This is a genomic window from Streptomyces sp. NPDC085932 (genome assembly GCF_044540525.1).
GTDB classification, from domain to species: Bacteria; Actinomycetota; Actinomycetes; order Streptomycetales; family Streptomycetaceae; genus Streptomyces; species Streptomyces levis.
The window spans coordinates 57,028-74,347 of record NZ_JBITSJ010000005.1 but is presented as its reverse complement, the minus strand read 5'-3'; the positions used below and the strand labels follow the sequence as shown (position 1 = coordinate 74,347).

General features: G+C 74.0%; 14 protein-coding genes. 5 read left to right on the top strand and 9 right to left on the bottom strand.

The window, feature by feature from the left end:
* Positions 1–53: 53 nt before the first annotated feature.
* The gene (locus tag ACIGAQ_RS24375; protein WP_399786049.1) at positions 54–1,124 is read left to right on the top strand and encodes a cation diffusion facilitator family transporter; all 1,071 of its coding nucleotides are present in this window, start codon (positions 54–56) and stop codon (positions 1,122–1,124) included.
* 1 nt (position 1,125) lies between these two features.
* On the opposite strand, the gene ACIGAQ_RS24370 is transcribed toward ACIGAQ_RS24375, so the two are convergent.
* Together ACIGAQ_RS24370 and ACIGAQ_RS24365 are read right to left on the bottom strand one after the other, a co-directional pair.
* Positions 1,126–1,683: a YbaK/EbsC family protein gene (locus ACIGAQ_RS24370; protein WP_362278722.1), complete on the bottom strand. Its 558-nt coding sequence runs from the start codon at positions 1,681–1,683 to the stop codon at positions 1,126–1,128.
* Positions 1,684–1,726: 43 nt separating this feature from the next.
* The gene (locus ACIGAQ_RS24365; protein WP_311682203.1) at positions 1,727–2,299 is read right to left on the bottom strand and encodes an XRE family transcriptional regulator; all 573 of its coding nucleotides are present in this window, start codon (positions 2,297–2,299) and stop codon (positions 1,727–1,729) included.
* Positions 2,300–2,396: 97 nt separating this feature from the next.
* Between ACIGAQ_RS24365 and ACIGAQ_RS24360 the strand changes: the two genes are divergently transcribed.
* Entirely contained in the window at positions 2,397–3,254 is an 858-nt protein-coding gene (locus ACIGAQ_RS24360; RefSeq protein ID WP_399786045.1) for an EamA family transporter, read from the top strand.
* 75 nt (positions 3,255–3,329) lie between these two features.
* On the opposite strand, the gene ACIGAQ_RS24355 is transcribed toward ACIGAQ_RS24360, so the two are convergent.
* Positions 3,330–4,127 carry an acyltransferase gene (locus ACIGAQ_RS24355; RefSeq protein ID WP_311682207.1) on the bottom strand — a complete coding sequence of 266 codons (798 nt, stop codon included), beginning with the start codon at positions 4,125–4,127 and terminating at the stop codon, positions 3,330–3,332.
* Positions 4,128–4,237: 110 nt separating this feature from the next.
* Between ACIGAQ_RS24355 and ACIGAQ_RS24350 the strand changes: the two genes are divergently transcribed.
* Positions 4,238–4,765: a gamma carbonic anhydrase family protein gene (locus ACIGAQ_RS24350; protein WP_094054369.1), complete on the top strand. Its 528-nt coding sequence runs from the start codon at positions 4,238–4,240 to the stop codon at positions 4,763–4,765.
* Positions 4,766–4,804: 39 nt separating this feature from the next.
* On the opposite strand, the gene ACIGAQ_RS24345 is transcribed toward ACIGAQ_RS24350, so the two are convergent.
* The 5 genes from ACIGAQ_RS24345 to ACIGAQ_RS24325 form a co-directional block, all read right to left on the bottom strand.
* Complete coding sequence (locus tag ACIGAQ_RS24345; protein WP_399786040.1) at positions 4,805–5,446, bottom strand: DedA family protein; 642 nt, start codon at positions 5,444–5,446, stop codon at positions 4,805–4,807.
* Between the two features lie 72 nt (positions 5,447–5,518).
* On the bottom strand, positions 5,519–7,903 hold the full coding sequence (locus ACIGAQ_RS24340) for a phosphoketolase (RefSeq protein WP_399786037.1): 2,385 nt from the start codon (positions 7,901–7,903) through the stop codon (positions 5,519–5,521).
* 109 nt (positions 7,904–8,012) lie between these two features.
* Positions 8,013–10,523: a beta-glucosidase gene (locus tag ACIGAQ_RS24335; protein ID WP_399786034.1), complete on the bottom strand. Its 2,511-nt coding sequence runs from the start codon at positions 10,521–10,523 to the stop codon at positions 8,013–8,015.
* A gap of 177 nt (positions 10,524–10,700) precedes the next feature.
* Entirely contained in the window at positions 10,701–12,560 is a 1,860-nt protein-coding gene (locus ACIGAQ_RS24330) for a ricin-type beta-trefoil lectin domain protein (protein ID WP_399786031.1), read from the bottom strand.
* Positions 12,561–13,473: 913 nt separating this feature from the next.
* The gene (locus ACIGAQ_RS24325) at positions 13,474–13,926 is read right to left on the bottom strand and encodes a DUF4442 domain-containing protein (protein ID WP_311682216.1); all 453 of its coding nucleotides are present in this window, start codon (positions 13,924–13,926) and stop codon (positions 13,474–13,476) included.
* Between the two features lie 163 nt (positions 13,927–14,089).
* Here ACIGAQ_RS24325 and ACIGAQ_RS24320 point away from each other — a divergent pair, with 163 nt between their 5' ends.
* Positions 14,090–15,100, top strand: a complete 1,011-nt coding sequence (locus tag ACIGAQ_RS24320; RefSeq protein WP_311682217.1) for a hypothetical protein — start codon at positions 14,090–14,092, stop codon at positions 15,098–15,100.
* A 25-nt stretch (positions 15,101–15,125) separates the two neighbouring features.
* The gene (locus ACIGAQ_RS24315) at positions 15,126–16,451 is read left to right on the top strand and encodes an MFS transporter (RefSeq protein ID WP_394814255.1); all 1,326 of its coding nucleotides are present in this window, start codon (positions 15,126–15,128) and stop codon (positions 16,449–16,451) included.
* On the opposite strand, the gene ACIGAQ_RS24310 is transcribed toward ACIGAQ_RS24315, so the two are convergent.
* Positions 16,413–17,258: a spermidine synthase gene (locus ACIGAQ_RS24310; RefSeq protein ID WP_399786026.1), complete on the bottom strand. Its 846-nt coding sequence runs from the start codon at positions 17,256–17,258 to the stop codon at positions 16,413–16,415. The genes ACIGAQ_RS24315 and ACIGAQ_RS24310 overlap by 39 nt on opposite strands.
* Between the last annotated feature and the right edge of the window lie 62 nt (positions 17,259–17,320).

The window sequence follows — 17,320 nt, the reverse complement described above, 5'->3', positions numbered from 1 at the left end:
AATGGCGCCAGGGACGCACGCGCGTCCACTCGCCCGCACCGGAAGGGACCCCCGTGAGCGACCGGCACGAGCACTCCCACCCGCACAGCCGCCCCCACGACCACGGGCACGAACACGGCCATGCGCGCACCCGTCGGCACGGCCCGCGCCACCGCCTGGCGCACCTGCTCACCCCGCACTCCCACGAGGCCGCCGACAAGGTCGACTCCGCCCTGGAGTCCTCGGCGCGCGGGATGCGGGCGCTGTGGGTCTCGCTCGCGGTGCTCGGCGTGACGGCGCTGGCGCAGGCGTTCGTGGTGGCCGCCTCCGGTTCGGTGGCGTTGCTCGGGGACACGGTGCACAACACCGCGGACGCGCTGACCGCCGTGCCGCTCGGCATCGCCTTTGTGCTGGGGCGGCGGGCGGCCACGCGCCGCTTCACCTACGGCTACGGCCGTGCCGAGGACCTGGCGGGCCTGGTGATCGTGCTGACGATCACCGCGTCGGCGGTCTTCGCCGGCTGGACGGCGGTCGACCGCCTCCTCGATCCCCGCCCCGTGGAGCACGTCCCGGCGGTCGCCGTGGCCGCCCTGGTGGGCTTCGCGGGCAACGAGTGGGTGGCCCGCTACCGGATCCGCGTGGGCCGCGCGATCGGTTCGGCGGCCCTGGTCGCCGACGGTCTGCACGCCCGCACCGACGGGTTCACGTCCCTGGCCGTGCTGTTGGGCGCCGGCGGCTCGGCCCTGGGCCTGCACCTGGCCGACCCGGTCGTCGGCCTGGCCATCACGGCGGCGATCGCGCTGGTCCTGCGGGACGCGGCGCGAGAGGTGTTCCGGCGGGTGCTGGACGCCGTCGACCCGGCCCTGGTCGACCGGGCCGAGGGGGCTCTGGCCGGGGTTCCCGGCGTGCGCGGGGTGGGTGAGCTGCGACTGCGCTGGATCGGCCACCGGCTGCGCGCCGAGGTGGCGGTCGTGGTGGACGGCGACGTGACGGTGCGCGAGGCCCACCGGATCACCGTCGACGCCGAGCACGCGCTGCTGCACGCGGTGCCCCGCCTCACCGCGGCCCTGGTGCACGCGGACCCGGAACCGGCTCCCGGCGAGAGCGACCCCCATCTGCCGCTGGCACACCACGCGGCGGCGTAGGTCAGGACACCCCGAGCCCTTCCAGGACCACCGCGCCCGGCAGTTCCGCGAACGCCTTGCCCGGCACCAGGAGCTTGCCGCGCCGCCGGCCGCTGCCGACCAGGACGTACGGCAGATCGACGACGGCGGCGTCCACGAGCACGGGCCAGCCGTCCGGCAGACCGAGCGGGGTGATGCCGCCGTACTCCATGCCGGTCTCGCCGGTCGCCGTGTCCATGGGCGCGAAGGACGCCTTGCGGGCGCCGAGCCGGCGGCGCACGGTGTTGTTCACGTCGACCCGGGTGGTGGACAGCACGACGCAGGCGGCGCGTGTGGTCTCGCCGCCGCGCTTGGCGGAGACCACCACGCAGTTCGCCGACTGCTCCAGCAGCTCCCGGCCGTAGTGCTCCACGAAGGTGGCCGTGTCGGCCCACTCCGGCTCGGTGTCCACGTAGAGGATCCGCTCGGCCGGGACGGCGCCCGGCCAGCGGCGTACGGCGTCGGCGACCGGGCCGGTGAGTTCGTCGAGGCAGTGGGGCGCCGGGCGGGCGTCGTCGAAGTGTCCGATGGGTGCGCGCATGGCCGCACGCTAACAACTCCCGGCCGCCCTCGGACCGGCCGTCTCAGGGCACGGGCGGCACCGACACGGCCATGACCATCTCCATCGGCGCCTCGCCGGTGTTGCCGTAGGTGTGCGGGACGTTGGCCTCGAAGTGGACGGTCGCGCCCGCGGGGACGCGGTGCTCGACGCCGTCGACGGTGAGGGTCAGCTCGCCCGCCGTCACGTGGAGGAGTTCGGTCGTGCCCGCGGGGTGCGGGTCCGAGGCGCTGCTCTCGCCGGGCATGAGCCGCCAGTCCCACATCTCCAGCGGGCCGGGCGCCTCGGTGCCGGCGAGCAGCCGGTTGTAGCTGCCGGCGTCGGTGTGCCACAGCCGTACGGCCTGCTCGGCGGGGACGATGCGGACGTTCGGGCCCTGCTCGTGTTCCAGCAGGGTGGTGATGCTGACGCCGAGCGCGTCGCCGATCTTGACGACGGTGCCGAGGCTGGGGTTGGTGCGGGCCTGCTCGATCTGGATGAGCATGCCGCGGCTGACGCCCGCGCGGGCGGCGAGCACGTCCAGGGTGAAGCCGCGCACCGCACGCCAGTGCTTGACGCTGCGCGCCAGGGACTGGGTCAGCAGGTCGAGGTCCGACACGTTCCGTCCAATATTCTGTATGACACAGTGCAACACGATGCACTATGGTGTGGTTGACCTGATCGTTCACTGAACTGTACTGCGAGGCCCGAGTCCCATGACAGCGCTCTTCGCCCTGGCCACCAGCGTGCTGTGGGGTCTGGCCGACTTCGGCGGCGGGCTGCTCACCCGGCGCACGCCCGCCCTCACGGTGGTCGTCGTCTCGCAGTCGATCGCGGTGGCCGTGCTGGGCGCGGTCGTCGTGGCGACCGGCGGCTGGAGCGAGGCCGGCCCGCAGCTGTGGTTCGCGGTGGCGGCCGGTCTCGTCGGGCCGGTGGCGATGCTGGCCTTCTACAAGGCGCTCGCGCTGGGCCCCATGGGCGTGGTCTCGCCGCTCGGCTCGATCGGCGTGGCCGTGCCGGTCGGGGTGGGTCTGGTGCTGGGCGAGCGTCCCGGCCTGCTGCAGTTCGTCGGCATCCTGGTGGCCGTCGCCGGGGTCTGTCTCGCGGGCGGCCCCCAGTTCCGGGGCGCTCCGGTGCAGCGCCGGGCCATCGCGCTGACCCTGCTCGCGGCGTTCGGCTTCGGCGCGGTGATGGCCCTGATCGCTGAGGCGTCGACGACGCTGACGGGCCTGTTCCTCGCGCTGTTCGTGCAGCGCGTGACCAACGTCGCCGCCGGCGGGCTGGCGCTGTACGTCTCGGTACGGCGGGGCGCGCCCGCCCTTCCGGCGGACGGTTTCCCGTGGCGCACCCTGCCCGCCCTCGCCTTCGTCGGCCTCGCGGACGTCGCCGCCAACGGCACGTACTCGATCGCGGCCCAGCAGGGCCCGGTCACCGTGGCGGCCGTTCTCGCCTCGCTCTACCCGGTGGTGACGGCGGTGGCCGCGCGCGGCTTCCTGCGCGAACGGCTCCGGGCGATCCAGGCCGCGGGAGCGGGACTGGCCCTGGTCGGGACGGTCCTGCTGGCGTCGGGCTGATCCCGGCCGCTCAGCAGCGGGATCAGGCCCCGCCGCTCTCGCCGGCCCGGGCTGCAGCCGCACCCGAGCGGCGGTTCAGGAGCCGGGCTGTGGTTCCGCCAGGCCGGCTGCCGCCTCCCCGTCCAGCTCGGCCAGGCGGGCCGCCGTCTCCTCGTCGAGATCCGACAGCGCCCGCAACTGCTCGGGGGTCACGCCCTCCGGTATCGGCACCGGCGCCGGGGTGCGCAGCGGCGGCTGCCAGCCGTCCGCCGGGGTCCACCGCCGTACGACACGGGCCGGGGCGCCCGCCACCACCGCGTGGTCCGGCACCGCGCCCCGCACCACCGCACCCGCGGCCACCACCACGTTCCGCCCGATCCGCGCCCCGGGCAGGATCACCGCTCCGGTGCCGATCCAGCAGCCGGTCCCGATCTCCACCGGCTCCATCCGCGGCCACTGCTTGCCGATCGGCTGGTGCGGGTCGTCGTAGGAGTGGTTCGTGGACGTGACGTACACGTACGGGCCGAAATAGCAGTCGCTGCCGATCGTGACCGTGGTGTCCGCGATGACGTGGCTGCCGCGGCCCAGGACGACGCCGTCACCGATGCGCAGGATGGGGTCCGGGCCGAGGTCGAGGTCGGGCATCAGACCGGCGGTCAGCGTGACCTGTTCGCCGATGATGCAGTGGGAGCCGAGGTGGATCCAGGGCTCGCCGAAGACCGTGCCGAGCGGGAACGCGAGCCTGGTACCTGTTCCCATCGTGCCGAAGCGGTAGCGGCCCGGGTGTTCGGCGGTCACGGAGGCCGTGCGCTGCAGCCAGGCCCAGCCCGCGTGGACGGCGCGCTGCGTGAGGCCCCGCCGCCAGGATGAGAACGTGTTCTTGCGCTTCGGCACGAGCTCACCGTACTCAGCGGACCGAGTCCGCAGCGGGCCGAGGGCCTGTGATCTTCGCCCTACCGCGTGGCGTACGGTGCGGGGTGTCCACGACATCTCTGGAGGCGGGCATGGCACAGCGGGCGATGATCACCGGGATCGGCGGCAGGGAGCCGGAGATCGACGAGACGGCGTTCGTGGCGCCGACGGCGTCGGTGATCGGGGGCGTGACGCTGGGGGTCGGGGCGAGTGTCTGGTACGGGGCGGTGCTGCGCGGGGACGTCGAGTCGATCTCCGTCGGGGCGAGCAGCAACGTGCAGGACAACTGCACGCTCCACGCCGACCCGGGCTTTCCCGTCACGGTGGGCGAGCGGGTGTCCATCGGCCACAACGCGGTGGTGCACGGGGCGACGGTCGAGGACGACTGCCTGATCGGCATGGGCGCGACCGTGCTGAACGGGGCCGTGATCGGCGCCGGATCGCTGGTCGCCGCGCAGGCGCTGGTGCCGCAGGGGATGGTCGTGCCGCCCGGGTCGCTGGTCGCCGGGGTGCCCGCGAAGGTCCGGCGGGAGCTGTCGGAGGAGGAGCGGCAGGGCGTCACCCTCAACGGCACGATGTACGCCGAGCTGGCGAAGGCGCACCGGGATGTGCACGCGTAGGCGGTGCGGCGCCTCGGGGGCTGATCGCGCCGTCGCCCTTCAGGGAACCTGGGGTTCCGCCGCTGCTTCCAGGTTCTGGTTCGCCTTCTTGGCCTTGCGCTTGATCAGCAGCATGGACGTGAGGCCGACCAGGACGGCCGCCACCAGGCCCAGCCACGAGAAGCGCTTCAGCCAGGCCTCCGCGACGACGCCGACGTAGTAGATGACCGCCGTCGTGCCGCCGGCCCACAGGATGCCGCCGAGGACGTTGGCGAGGGCGAACTTCCAGTAGGGCATGCGCAGCACGCCGGCGAGGGGGCCCGCGAAGATGCGCAGCAGGGCGACGAAGCGGCCGAAGAAGACGGCCCACATGCCCCACTTCTCGAAGGAGCGCTCGGCGGTGGCGATGTGGCCCTCGCTGAAGTGCCCGGGGAACTTCCCGCCCAGCCAGGCCAGCAGGGGCCGCCCGCCCTTGCGGCCGATGGCGTAGCCGATCGAGTCGCCGATGATCGCACCGGCCGTGGCGCTGGCGCCGAGGACGACGGGGTCGATGTCCCCGTGCTGCGAGGCCAGCAGCGCGGACGAGACCAGGATGATCTCGCCCGGCAGCGGGATGCCCAGGCTCTCCAGGCCGATGACCACGCCCACCAGTGCGTAGACGGCGACCGCGGGTACGGTTTCGAGCCATTCCTGGACGTGCAACGCCGGTTCCTTTCCCTGTGCTTCCCTGCGAGCCCCGGGAAGCCTACCGGCTGGGAGGACGTCCCTCGCGCCTCAGGCGTTCCAGCTCCACTCGGCGACCTCGGGCAGGTCGGTGCCGTGTTCACGGATCCAGGCGTGGTGGCGGGTGCGGGCGTCGGCCATCCGCTGGCGCACGGCCGTGGCCCGCACCGCGAGGCCCGGGACGCGGTCGACGACGTCCATGACCAGGCGGTAGCGGTCGAGGTCGTTGCGCACGACCATGTCGAACGGCGTGGTGGTCGTGCCGGCCTCCTTGTAGCCGCGCACGTGCAGATTGCGGTGGCCGGTGCGGCGGTAGGCGAGGCGGTGGATCAGCCAGGGGTAGCCGTGGTAGGCGAAGATCACCGGCTTGTCGGTGGTGAACAGGCCGTCGTACTCGAAGTCGCTCATCCCGTGCGGGTGCTCCTCCTGCGGCAGCAGCCGGGCCAGGTCGACGACGTTCACCATCCGGACGGACAGCTCCGGCAGGTACCTGCGCAGCAGGTGCGCGGCGGCGAGGGTCTCCTGTGTGGGGACGTCCCCGGCGCAGGCCAGGACGACATCGGGCGCGCCGCCGTTCTCGGTGCCGGCCCACTCCCAGATGCCGGCGCCGCGGGCGCAGTGGACCTTGGCCTCGTCCAGGGTGAGCCAGTCGAAGCAGGGCTGCTTTCCGGCCACGATCACGTTGACGTAGTCGCGGCTGCGCAGGGCGTGGTCCGCGACCGACAGCAGGGTGTTGGCGTCCGGGGGCAGGTAGACCCGCACGACCTCCGGGCTCTTGTTCAGCACGTGGTCGACGAAGCCGGGGTCCTGGTGCGAGAAGCCGTTGTGGTCCTGCCGCCACACGTGTGAGGTCAGCAGGTAGTTGAGGGAGGCGATGGGAGCGCGCCAGGGCAGGCGGCGGGAGGTGCGCAGCCACTTGATGTGCTGGTTGACCATGGAGTCGACGATGTGCACGAACGCCTCGTAGCAGGAGAACAGCCCGTGCCGGCCGGTGAGCAGGTAGCCCTCGAGCCAGCCCTGGCACAGGTGCTCGGAGAGGATCTCCATCACCCGGCCGTGCGGGTCGAGGTGCTCGTCGACGTCGAGGGTTCCGGCCTGCCAGGCCTTGCCGCTGGCGTCGAACACCGCCTGCAGCCGGTTGGAGGCCGTCTCGTCCGGACCGACCAGGCGGAAGTTCCGGCGGTCGGCGGTGTCCCGCATGATCCGGGCGAGGAGGTCGCCGAGGACCCGGGTGGGTTCGTGCAGCGTCGTGCCCGGCTTGTCGACGGGGACGGCGAAGTCGTCGAGGGACGGGACCGGCAGGTCGTGGACGAGCAGCCCGCCGTTGGCGTGCGGCGTGGCGCCGAGCCTGCGCTCGCCCCCGGGGATCGGCGCCAGGACGTCCGCGACCGGGCGCCCCTCGTCGTCGAAGAGTTCCTCGGGGCGGTAGGACCGCAGCCAGGCCTCCAACTGCCGCAGGTGGTCCGGGTTGTCCCGGACACCGGACAGCGGCACCTGGTGGGCGCGCCAGGTGTTCTCGACCGGTTGGCCGTCGACCTCGGCCGGGCCGGTCCAGCCCTTCGGGGTGCGCAGCACGATGACGGGCCAGCGCGGGCGTTCGGCCGCGCCCTGCTCGCGCGCGGCGCGCTGCGCGCCGGCGATGCGGTCCAGCGCCGTGTCCATGGCCTGTGCCATGGCGCGGTGGACGGCCAGGGGCTCGTCCCCGGTGACGTGGATCGGCTCGTGCCCGTACCCCCGCAGGAGTTCGTCCAGTTCCGCCTCGGGCAGCCGGGACAGCACCGTCGGGTTGGCGATCTTGTACCCGTTCAGGTGCAGGATCGGCAGCACGGCCCCGTCGTGCACCGGGTCGAGGAACTTGTTGGCGTGCCAGGCCCCGGCCAGCGGGCCGGTCTCCGCCTCGCCGTCGCCGATCACACAGGCGACCAGCAGGTCCGGGTTGTCGAGGGCGGCTCCATAGGCGTGGGCCAGGGAATAGCCGAGTTCACCGCCCTCGTGGATCGAGCCGGGCACCTCCGGGGCGACGTGGCTGGGCACACCGCCGGGGAACGAGAACTGCCGGAACAGGCGAGTCATGCCCTCGGCGTCCCGTGAGACGTCCGGGTACTTCTCGCTGTAGCTGCCCTCCAGCCAGGAGTTGGCCAGGACGGACGGCCCGCCGTGCCCGGGGCCCCAGACGCACAGCGCGTCCAGACCGCGCTGCCCGATCACCCGGTTGAGGTGGGTGTACACGAGGTTCAGCCCGGGCGAGGTGCCCCAGTGTCCGAGCAGCCGGGGCTTGATGTGCTCGGGCCGCAGGGGCTCGGTCAGCAGTGGGTTCGCGAGCAGGTAGATCTGACCGGCCGCCAGGTAGTTGGCGGCCCGCCAGTGGGCGTCCAGGGTGCGCAGTTCCTCGTCGGTCGGTGCGGTCGTGCTCTCCGGGCGCGGGGCCTCGGGCATGGGTGACTCCCTGGGTTCTGCGACGGCTCCAGGAGGAGTACCAGTGTGGTCCGATTCGATGCCGGTCGCCTCTCGGCCGTGCGTCCGGGCGGGACGGTTCCGTACGGTCTCAGCCACCCACGCGGACGCGTGTGCGCAGCCGCAGGTCCCGTGACGACGCCCCGATCCACAGGGTGCGCGGGCCGGTGCCGAGCACCCAGTCGTGCAGCTCCGGGTCCCAGGAGGACAGGGTCCGCCGCTCGACGCGCACGGTGACGCGCCGCTCCTCCCCCGGCCGCAGGGCGAGTCGCCGGTAGCCGGCCAGGATCCGCACCGGCTGGGCGAAAGGGAGGTCCGGGGACGGGCCGGCGTAGACCTGGGGCACGTCCACGCCCTCGCGCGGGCCGGTGTTGCGGACGGTGAAGGCGACGTCGAGGCCGTCGGCCGTCCAGCGCGCGTCCGGGTCACGGTAGGCGAAGGAGGTGTACGACAGGCCGTGGCCGAAGGGGAACAGGGGCCGCACGCCGTGGGCGTCGTACCAGCGGTGGCCGACGTGGACGCCCTCGGTGTAGTGCTCGATGCCGTCGACGCCGGGGTAGCGGCGCGGGTCGCCGGCGACGGGGTGGTGTTCGTCGTCGGCCGGGAAGGTCTGGGTGAGGCGCCCGCCGGGGTCCCGCTCGCCGAACAGGACGGCGGCGGTGGCGGCGGCCCCCTCCTGGCCCGGGTAGTACATCTGGAGCACGGCAGCGGTGCGCTCCAGCCACGGCATGGACGTGGCGGACGAGGTGTTGAGGACGACGGTGGTGCGCGGGTTGGCCGCCGTCACGGCCTCGATCAGCCGCTCCTGGTTGCCGGGGAGGGCGACGGACGTGCGGTCCCGGCCCTCCATGGCGTCCTCGTAGGCGAAGAGGACGACGTCCCGGGCGGCACGGGCGGCCCGTACGGCCTCCCGCACGTCCTGGGCGCGGGTCTCCTCGGTGATGTGCCGCAGCCGGAACAGGAGGCCGGTGTCCCCGCCCCGTGCCGTGACGGACAGCCGGTGGCCGCCCGGGGTGAGCGTCAGGGTCCTGCGGCGTACGGACAGGCCGTCGTCCGCGTGGGTGAGCAGGCCGCCGGTGAAGTACTCGTCCCAGCCGGGCTGCACCGGGAACAGCTCCTCGCCGTCGAGGAGGACCCGGGGGCGCAGCGGAGGTGTGCCGGAGTAGTGCAGCACGAGGGTCCAGGTCTCCGTCGCGTCGACGGTGAGGGTGCCGTCGTACCGCCAGGTCCGGCCGGCCTCGACGCGTCGCGCCTCGGTGTCGAAGGCGGGGTCGAGCGCGCTCGCCGGGAGGGGCTTGCCGAAGACGTCCTCGCCGAGCGCGTGGGTCACCCGTGCGGCGCGCACCCGGATGGCGTCCAGGGGGCTGTCGGCGTGCTCGGGTACGACGTGGGCGCTGCCGCCGCCGCTGACCAGGGGGCGGGCGCCGGTCGGCCCGATCACCGCCACGCTGCCGCCGGGGGTCAGGGGCAGGGTGCCGTCCGTGTTGCGCAGCAGGGTGGCCCCGGCCTCGGCGACCTCGCGGGCGACGGCCGCTCCGGCCGCGGCGTCCCGGTCCGGGCGGTGCGGGACGGTCCCGTCGAGCAGCCCGAAGCGGTCCATGACGCCCAGGACACGGCGGACGGCCCGGTCGACGTGGGCCTCCGGCACGTCCCCGTCGCGCACGGCCGAGGTGAGCGGTGCGCCGAAGTGGGTGCCGTCGGGCATCTCCAGGTCGAGGCCGGCCAGGAGCGCCGCGCGGGTGCTGTGCGCGGCGGACCAGTCCGTCATCACCAAGCCGGTGAAACCCCAGCGCTCGCGCAGGACACCGGTGAGCAGGGCTTCGTTCTCGCACGCGTGGACGCCGTTGACCTTGTTGTACGCGCCCATCACCGCGCCGGCCCCGGCGGCGACGGCCGCTTCGAAGCCGCGCAGCTCGGTCTCGTGCAGGGTGCGCTCGTCCACGCGTACGTCGACCGACATGCGGTCGCGCTCCTGGTTGTTCAGCGCGAAGTGCTTGACGGTCGCGATGAGCCCCTCGCTCTGGACGCCCTCGATCTCGGCGGCGACCAGGTGGGCGGTGAGCAGCGGATCCTCGCTGAAGGTCTCGAAGTTGCGGCCGGCGTAGGGGGTGCGGATGAGGTTGACCATCGGGGACAGCAGCACGTCCTGGCCGAGCGCGCGGCCCTCCCGTCCGATGACGCGGCCGTAGCGCCGGGCCAGGTCCGGGTCGAAGGCGGAGGCCAGCATCACGGGGGCGGGCAGGGCCGTGGTGTGCCGGGTGACCCGGACGCCGGCCGGGCCGTCGGCGAGCCGCAGCGACGGGATGCCGAGCCGCTCGACCCCGGGCACGTAGCCGGCCTGGCCGAGCGGCCGCGGGTCGGTGGCGCCGTGCAGCAGGGAGATCTTCTCGTCCAGGGTCAGCCGGGCGAGCAGCCCTTCGACCCGGGCGTTCCGGTGGGGGCCGTGTCCTGCCCGTGCGGCGACGGCCTGTCCATGCCGCGCGGGGGTGGGGTGCCCCTCCCGTGCGTGGGCGCGGAGCGGCGCCGCCGCGGCGAGGGCGACGGCTCCGCCGAGCAGGCTCAGGGCGGCGCGCCGGGGGTATCGGGGGGCGGTGTCGGTCATGCACCGCACTATGAACCGGCCGAGGCGCGGCGCCGGTCCGGACACCACGGGCGGGCGGGTGACTCGCGGCGTCCCGAGTGGACACCCTCACACGCCGCCGCGGTTCCGCAGGCTGGGCTCTCCGGTCCCGGGCGCGCCGCAGGACGCCGACTCTCGCGCCCCGAACGCCTCATCCCGCTACGGCAGTACCGCCGCTTCGAGTGACGTGACGGCGTCGGTCACCGGGGTGACGACGGGTACGAGGGTGTCCGGCCCGGGCGGGGGTGGGAGCTCGCCCACGGGGGTCCCGGGGCCGGCCTCGTCGCGGGAGTCCACCTGCGCGACCCGCGTCTCGTACCGTTCCCCCGGCTCGTCCGGCACCTCCGGGGCGCCGGGACGCGCCGGCTCGGGCCGATGACGCGGCGTGGTGCCGTCGTACGGCTGCCGCTGCTGCCGGGGGCGCTGCGCCGGGGCGTCCTCGGCCCGGCGCTCGGACGGCGGCTCGGGGACGATCGCCCGTTCCAGGACCCAGCGTTGCGCCTCGGACCCGTCGCGGCCGGTGACGATCACGTCCCGGCCCCTCCCGGGGGCGACGGCCCGCCCCGTGCCGCCCCGCGGCAGCAGTTCGCCGCGCACGGTCAGGTCGTAGCGCACGACCCCGGCGTGCACCAGGCACCCGGCCAGGACCACCGAGCCCGCGTCGGGGTCCGCCCCGAGGCAGAGCGTGGGGTCCGCGGCGCTGCGCAGCAGGCCGTCGTCCTGGTAGGACCACTGCGGGGACCCGGCGGAGCAGGTGGTCAGCACGATCCGGGCGCCGGCGCGGATCCGGCCGCCCCGCACGTCCAGGCACAGTTCCTCGTCCGCGTTGCGCAGCCGCCCCCGGGCCACTTCGGCGGCGTGTCCCGCGGGCCCGGCCGGCGGGGAGCCCACCGACGACGCGTCCCGGGCGTCGGGGCCGGTCCGCGACGGGTCGGGGCCCACCGGCGTGGATCCCGCCGCGTCCGGGCGGACCGAGTGGCCGCTGACCACGCCCCACGTGGCCTGCGGGTCGGCCGTGCCGCCCTCCTCGGTCCAGCCCCGGGCGGCCAGCACGGTCGCGAGCAGCACGAGGGCGGTCATCCCGACTGCGGCGGCCAGTGCCTTCGTGTGCCGCCGGGGCGGAGCGGAACGGCCGGCAGGCCGCGGCAGGCGGGCACGCGGCCGGTGACGGCCACCGGCCGGCGGGCCACTGTGTCCGGGGTCCCGGCCCGGCCGGGAGTCGAGGTAGCGGCGCGCGCCCCAGCCGAGCACCGTCTCGGCGAGGAGTTCCTCCAGACCGTCCTCGAAATGGCTGAGTTGTTCGGCGGCGTGACGGCAGTACCGGCACGCCATCAGATGCCGCTGCACATCCGGCAGCAGGGCCCCGCCCCGGCGCATGGGAACGTCCAGCAGACGGTTGTAGTAGCGGCATTCCGGCGCCGGCGCGAGTTCCCGGTGGGCCCGTACGCAACCGGTCCGGAATTGTTCGCGTGCCCGCTCCAGGGCGGCCGACGCCGTTCCCGGATCCACGCCCAGCAGACCGGCCGGTACGGATAGGGGTTCGGCCTCGACCTCGGTGTGCCAGAGGAGGCATTGGGAGGCCGCCGGGAGAGCGCCGAATGCGCGCTCGGCGAGGCGCCGCCTTTCCGGTGTGACGGAACGCGCGGCGCGCAGACCGCGGCCGCCGACGGTTTTGCGGAGTTCCGGAAGGATTCCGGAAATACCTTCGTCGCCGGCCCACTCGCCGACCGTCTCCCGCACGGCCGCGAGCAGGCGCGGGCGCAGGGCGCCGCCACCGGGCCGCGCGAGCTCACGGCGGAACGCGGCGGCCGCCGCCATGGACGCCGCATCCTGCGAGGAGGCGAGACAGATCACCGCGTACGCGTGGACGGGCCGCCAGTGCCGCGCGAGCAACAACGCGACGGCCCGGGGGCTTTCACGAGCCTCGGCGAGCTGGGCGAGGAGATTGCGGTCGGACTCCGCCGGCCGCGCTCCGGGGCGCGGTGGGTACGGCGGTCGTGGGGGGTTCGGGGAGTGCACGGAACCATTTCCTTCCAGCCGCAGGACGGCAGGCGAATTGCGCGTCCGTCGGAAAGCAGGGGGTGATGGGTGCATACCCGGGCCGCGTCAGCCGCGGACCCGGCCGTGAGGCGGCTCACTTTCGCACAGGCGACTGACAGGTAACAAGGAGTTCGAGTGCCGTGGATTCAAAACAGGGGGATTACCAAGACGTTACCGTCGGTATCCGCACCGGTTTTCGAAACAGCCCCGCCCTTGGGCCGGAGTTGTGTGCACGGAAAGGCGGGCGATCCACGGAATCTCCCCGTCCGCAGTGCGCTCCCATGCGATCCCGCCCACCGCCGAAGCGGCGGCGCCGCGGCGGGGCCGGGCGACGTCCCGACGGCGACCGGCCGGCACAAGCGGGCCATCGCGGGCCCTTCCCGGGCCGTCCGGGGGCGGTGGAGTCGGCCGGTGAGGCGGACGGGGCGCCCTGAGCGCACGGCGTCGCCTTCCGGGGCCCGCACCACGACACCGGCGACAAGACCGACCGCTGTGCGAGCGGTGGTCCGGCCGACCTGCGAACGGCCCGATCCGGGGCGGAGTTCACGGCCTGCCTCAAGGACTTCGTCGCGGTGCGGGCCGGCGCGGCCCCGTGCGCCGGGACAGCGCGAGCGTCCCCACGGAGGCGTGCGCCGCCGGACCCGGCCCGGCGGCGCCGTTGCCTGACGGGCGGGATCCCCCGACGCCCACCGGAAGCTGACGGGCGAGAGCCCCCGGCGCCTGCCGGAAACTGATGGCGGGAGTCCTCGACGCCCGCCGGAAACTGACAGGCGAGAGCCCTCGGCGCCCGCCACTCGAAACTGACAGGCCAGAGCCCTCGGCGCCCGCCACCCGAAACTGACAGGCGGGAGCCCTCGGCGCCTGCCGCAGGCTCCCGTGCGGGGCGGACCCCTCAGCCGTTGGGACGCAGGGTCCACACCACCGTCATCTCACCGGTCACGGCACCGTCGGCCCGCCGGATGGCGATGGTGACGGGGAACTCCGGCCGCCGGCCGGCGTCCAGGTCCGCCACGACGTCGGCGGCCGGGCGGCCCAGGGTGGCCGTCGCGGTCACGGCGCCCATCGCCAGCTTCTTGTAGGCGATCTCGGCGCTGACGGCGAGCGGCACGGCCCGGGAGAGCTGGTCGCCGAACGCGGCCAGCACGATCGCGCCGCTCGCGGACTCGCCGAGCGTGAACATCGCACCGGCGTGCGGCCCGCCCACGTGGTTGTGGTACTCGCTCTGGTCCGGCAGGGACACCACCGCACGCTCCGGCGTGGTCTCCAGGAACTCGAGGTTCAGGGTCCGGGCCATGGGCACCGTGGCGGCGAGCATCTCGCCGATGGACATCTGGTCTGCGCTCATGACCGCATGTTACTCACGAGTAGATACGGCTGACCAGGCCTGTGTGACGACCGCCGCACCCCCTCCCGCGCATCCGCCCGCGCCGCTCCGTCTCCGGGTTGCTACGTCTCCGTCCACGGGCGGTGACCGAATCGTGTCCTGGGCGCGGCTAGGGTTGCTGCCCATGTGGCCAGGACAGCAGCCGCCCGGGGGCGAGCAGAACCCGCAGACGAACAACCCCTACCAGCAGCCGGGGTACCAGCAGCCGAATCCCTACCAGCAGCCGGGCTACCAGCAGCCCAACCCCTACGGGCAGCAGCCCCAATGGGGCACTCCCGCACCGGCCGGTGCGCCGCAGCCCCCGCAGGGCGGCGGTGGCGGCAACCGGACGAAGCTGGTCGCGATCGTCGCGGCCACGGCGGTGGTCGTGGCGGCCGGAGTCACCGGCTTCCTGGTGCTGGGCGGCGACTCGGACGACACGGCGGACGGGAAGAAGGGCAAGAAGCCGGCCCCGAGCGCCACGAAGGAGTCCGAGTCGGAGCCGAGCGCCTCCGCCTCCGGCGACAACCCGCGCGGCGGCCCGGGCGAGAAGGCGACCGTCCCGGGCTGGAAGGTCGTCGTCAACACGCGTTTCGGCACCAAGTTCGACGTCCCGGCCGACTGGGAGATCGACTCCCAGGACACGAGCGTGGGCTTCGAGTGGGAGAAGAAGGACGGTGAGCTGGACCGCACCACGGTCACGGCCCCGGCCTATCTGAAGTCCAAGTGGTGCACGAGCGACGACAACAAGGACGGCCGCGAGGAGGACACCGCCCTCGCCACCGTCGGCACCCGGGGCGAGAACGGCGCGAAGAACGCGGACATGGCGGCCGAGACGCGCGTGCCGTGGTGGATCTTCGGCGGCTACACCCAGCCGGACAAGAAGAGCGTCAAGTTCACCAAGCCCAAGCCGTACACCACCAAGTCCGGCATCAAGGGCAGCGTCGCCACGGCGCACTCGGAGAACACGCCGCAGAACGGCAAGTGCGACAGCGAGGGCAAGGCGATCACCTTCGCGTTCAAGAACGGCGCGGGCGACTTCGTCACCTGGAACCTGTTCGGCGCCAAGGGCGTCAAGGACGAGGTGCCCGAGGCGACCGTCCAGAAGATCCTGAGCACCGTGCGCCTCACCGAGGAGCCGCCCACCGAGTCCTGACCGGCGCGGACCGGCCACGCGGCGTTTGGCAAGTCGGCCCCGGCCCGGCGATAGTCACCGGGTGCCGATATCGACCTCCCGCAGACCCGCCTGGGCGGGCCGCAACTACTCCCTGCTGACCGCCGCCGCGGTCGTCACCAACCTGGGCAGCAACGGCGCGCTCGTCGCGGCGGCGTTCGCCGTGCTGGAGGCGGGCGGCGACGGCGGCGACGTCGGTCTGGTGGCGGCGGCACGGACCCTGCCGCTGGTGCTGTTCCTGCTGATCGGCGGGGCCGTCGCCGACCGGCTGCCCCGGCATCACGTGATGGTGGCGGCCAATGCCCTGAACTGTGTGTCCCAGGCCCTGTTCGCCGCGCTCGTGCTGACCGGTGACCCGCTGCTGTGGCAGATGATGCTGCTGGCCGCCCTGGGCGGCACCGGCCAGGCCTTCTTCGGCCCGGCCGCCGAGGGCATGCTGATGTCCTCGGTCCAGGGCGAGCAGGCGGGCCGCGCCTTCGCCCTGTTCCGGATGGCGATGTCGGGCGCCGGCCTGGGCGGTGCCGCACTCGGCGGTGCCATGGTCGCCGCGATGGGTCCCGGCTGGGTGCTGGCGGCGGACGCGGCGGCCTTCGCGGTCGCCGGCGCGCTGCGCGCCTTCCTCGACGTCGGCCACATCCCGCCGCGGGAACCGGGCGGCGGCCTGCTCGCCGATCTGCGCGAGGGCTGGCAGGAGTTCGCCGGCCGCCCCTGGCTGTGGGGCATCGTCGTGCAGTTCTCCCTCGCCAACGCGGTCGTCGCGGCGGCCGACGCCGTCTACGGCCCGCTGGTCGCCCGTGACCACCTCGGCGGCGCGGGCCCCTGGGGCCTCGCCCTGGGCGCGTTCGGCGCGGGCACCGTCGCCGGCGCCCTGCTGATGACCCGCTGGAAGCCCCGCCGGCTGCTGCTCGCCGGCACCCTGTGCGTGTTCCCCCTGGCCCTGCCGTCGGCCGCGCTCGCCGTCCCGGTGCCGATCGGCGTCCTGTTCGTGGTGATGTTCGTCGCGGGGGCGACGGTCGAGGTGTTCGGCGTCTCCTGGATGACGGCCCTGCACCAGGAGATCCCCGAGGCCAAGCTCTCCCGCGTGACGGCCTACGACTGGTTCGGCTCGGTGGCGTTCGTACCGCTCGCCACGGCGGCGGCCGGTCCGGCGGAGGACGCCTTCGGCCGCACGGCCGCCCTGTGGGGCTGCGCCGGACTCGTCGTCCTGGTCACGGCGGCCGTGCTGTGCGTCCCGGACGTGCGCAACCTGCGCCGCAGGACCACCCCGGTGGCCAAGGGCGGCTCCGAGCACCCCTCAGCCGACGCCGAACGCCCCGTCGGGGGGCTCGGGTGACGGCACCGCCTCCTCGTCCCGCACCGCCCGCGCCCCGCCGATGAACTCCCGCAGCCCGGCGCCGTACTCCACCCGGGCCGGAAAGGCGTCGGCGGCCGCGAGCCGGGTCAGGGCGGCGACGTCGACCGCCTGATGCCCGGCCACGAGCACGGCGTTGCCGAACCGGCGCCCCCGCAGCACCCCCGGTTCGGCGATCAGCACGAGCTCCTCGAACACGGTCGCGAGGGTGGCGAGTTGGGACCGCAGGAACCCGAAGGGAGCCGCGTCCGGGAGATTGGCGAGGTAGACCCCGCCGCCCCGGAGCACCCGGGCAGCTTCGCGCACGTAGGGGACGGACGTCAGATGCGCCGGCACCCGGGAACCGCCGAACACGTCGGCGACGATCACGTCGGCCGAGTCGGCGGGGGCGTTCTCCACCCAGGCCCGGGCGTCCGCCGCGTGCAGCGCGACGCGGGCGCCCGCGGGCAACGGCAGATGTTCGGCGACCAGCTCCAGCAACCCCCGGTCGGCCTCGACGACGTCCTGCCGGGAGCCCGGCCGCGTCACGGCCACGTAGCGGGGCAGTGTGAGCGCCCCGCCCCCCAGGTGCACCACGTCCAGGGCCCGGCCCGGCTCGGCCACGACGTCCAGCACGTGCCCGAGCCGCCGCGCGTACTCGAATTCCAGGTGCGCCGGGTCGTCCAGGTCGACGTACGACTGCGGCGCCCCGTCGACGGTCAGCAGCCAGGCCCGCTCCCGGTCGACGTCGGGCATGAGCTTGGCGAACCCTTGATCGACGGACCGGGCGACGGGGATGGCTTCCTTCACCCCTCCATTGTGCGGGGGGACACGACGCCGTCGAGGAGCGCGGGGAACTGCGCGACCGGCCC

Excerpts from the sequence above, each read along its gene's own strand:
- ACIGAQ_RS24370 (WP_362278722.1), bottom strand. The coding sequence starts at position 1,683 with ATGCGCGCACCCATCGGACACTTCGACGACGCCCGCCCGGCGCCCCAC.
- ACIGAQ_RS24360 (WP_399786045.1), top strand. The coding sequence starts at position 2,397 with ATGACAGCGCTCTTCGCCCTGGCCACCAGCGTGCTGTGGGGTCTGGCC.
- ACIGAQ_RS24350 (WP_094054369.1), top strand. The coding sequence starts at position 4,238 with ATGGCACAGCGGGCGATGATCACCGGGATCGGCGGCAGGGAGCCGGAG.
- ACIGAQ_RS24340 (WP_399786037.1), bottom strand. The coding sequence starts at position 7,903 with ATGCCCGAGGCCCCGCGCCCGGAGAGCACGACCGCACCGACCGACGAG.
- ACIGAQ_RS24335 (WP_399786034.1), bottom strand. The coding sequence starts at position 10,523 with ATGACCGACACCGCCCCCCGATACCCCCGGCGCGCCGCCCTGAGCCTG.
- ACIGAQ_RS24325 (WP_311682216.1), bottom strand. The coding sequence starts at position 13,926 with ATGAGCGCAGACCAGATGTCCATCGGCGAGATGCTCGCCGCCACGGTG.
- ACIGAQ_RS24320 (WP_311682217.1), top strand. The coding sequence starts at position 14,090 with ATGTGGCCAGGACAGCAGCCGCCCGGGGGCGAGCAGAACCCGCAGACG.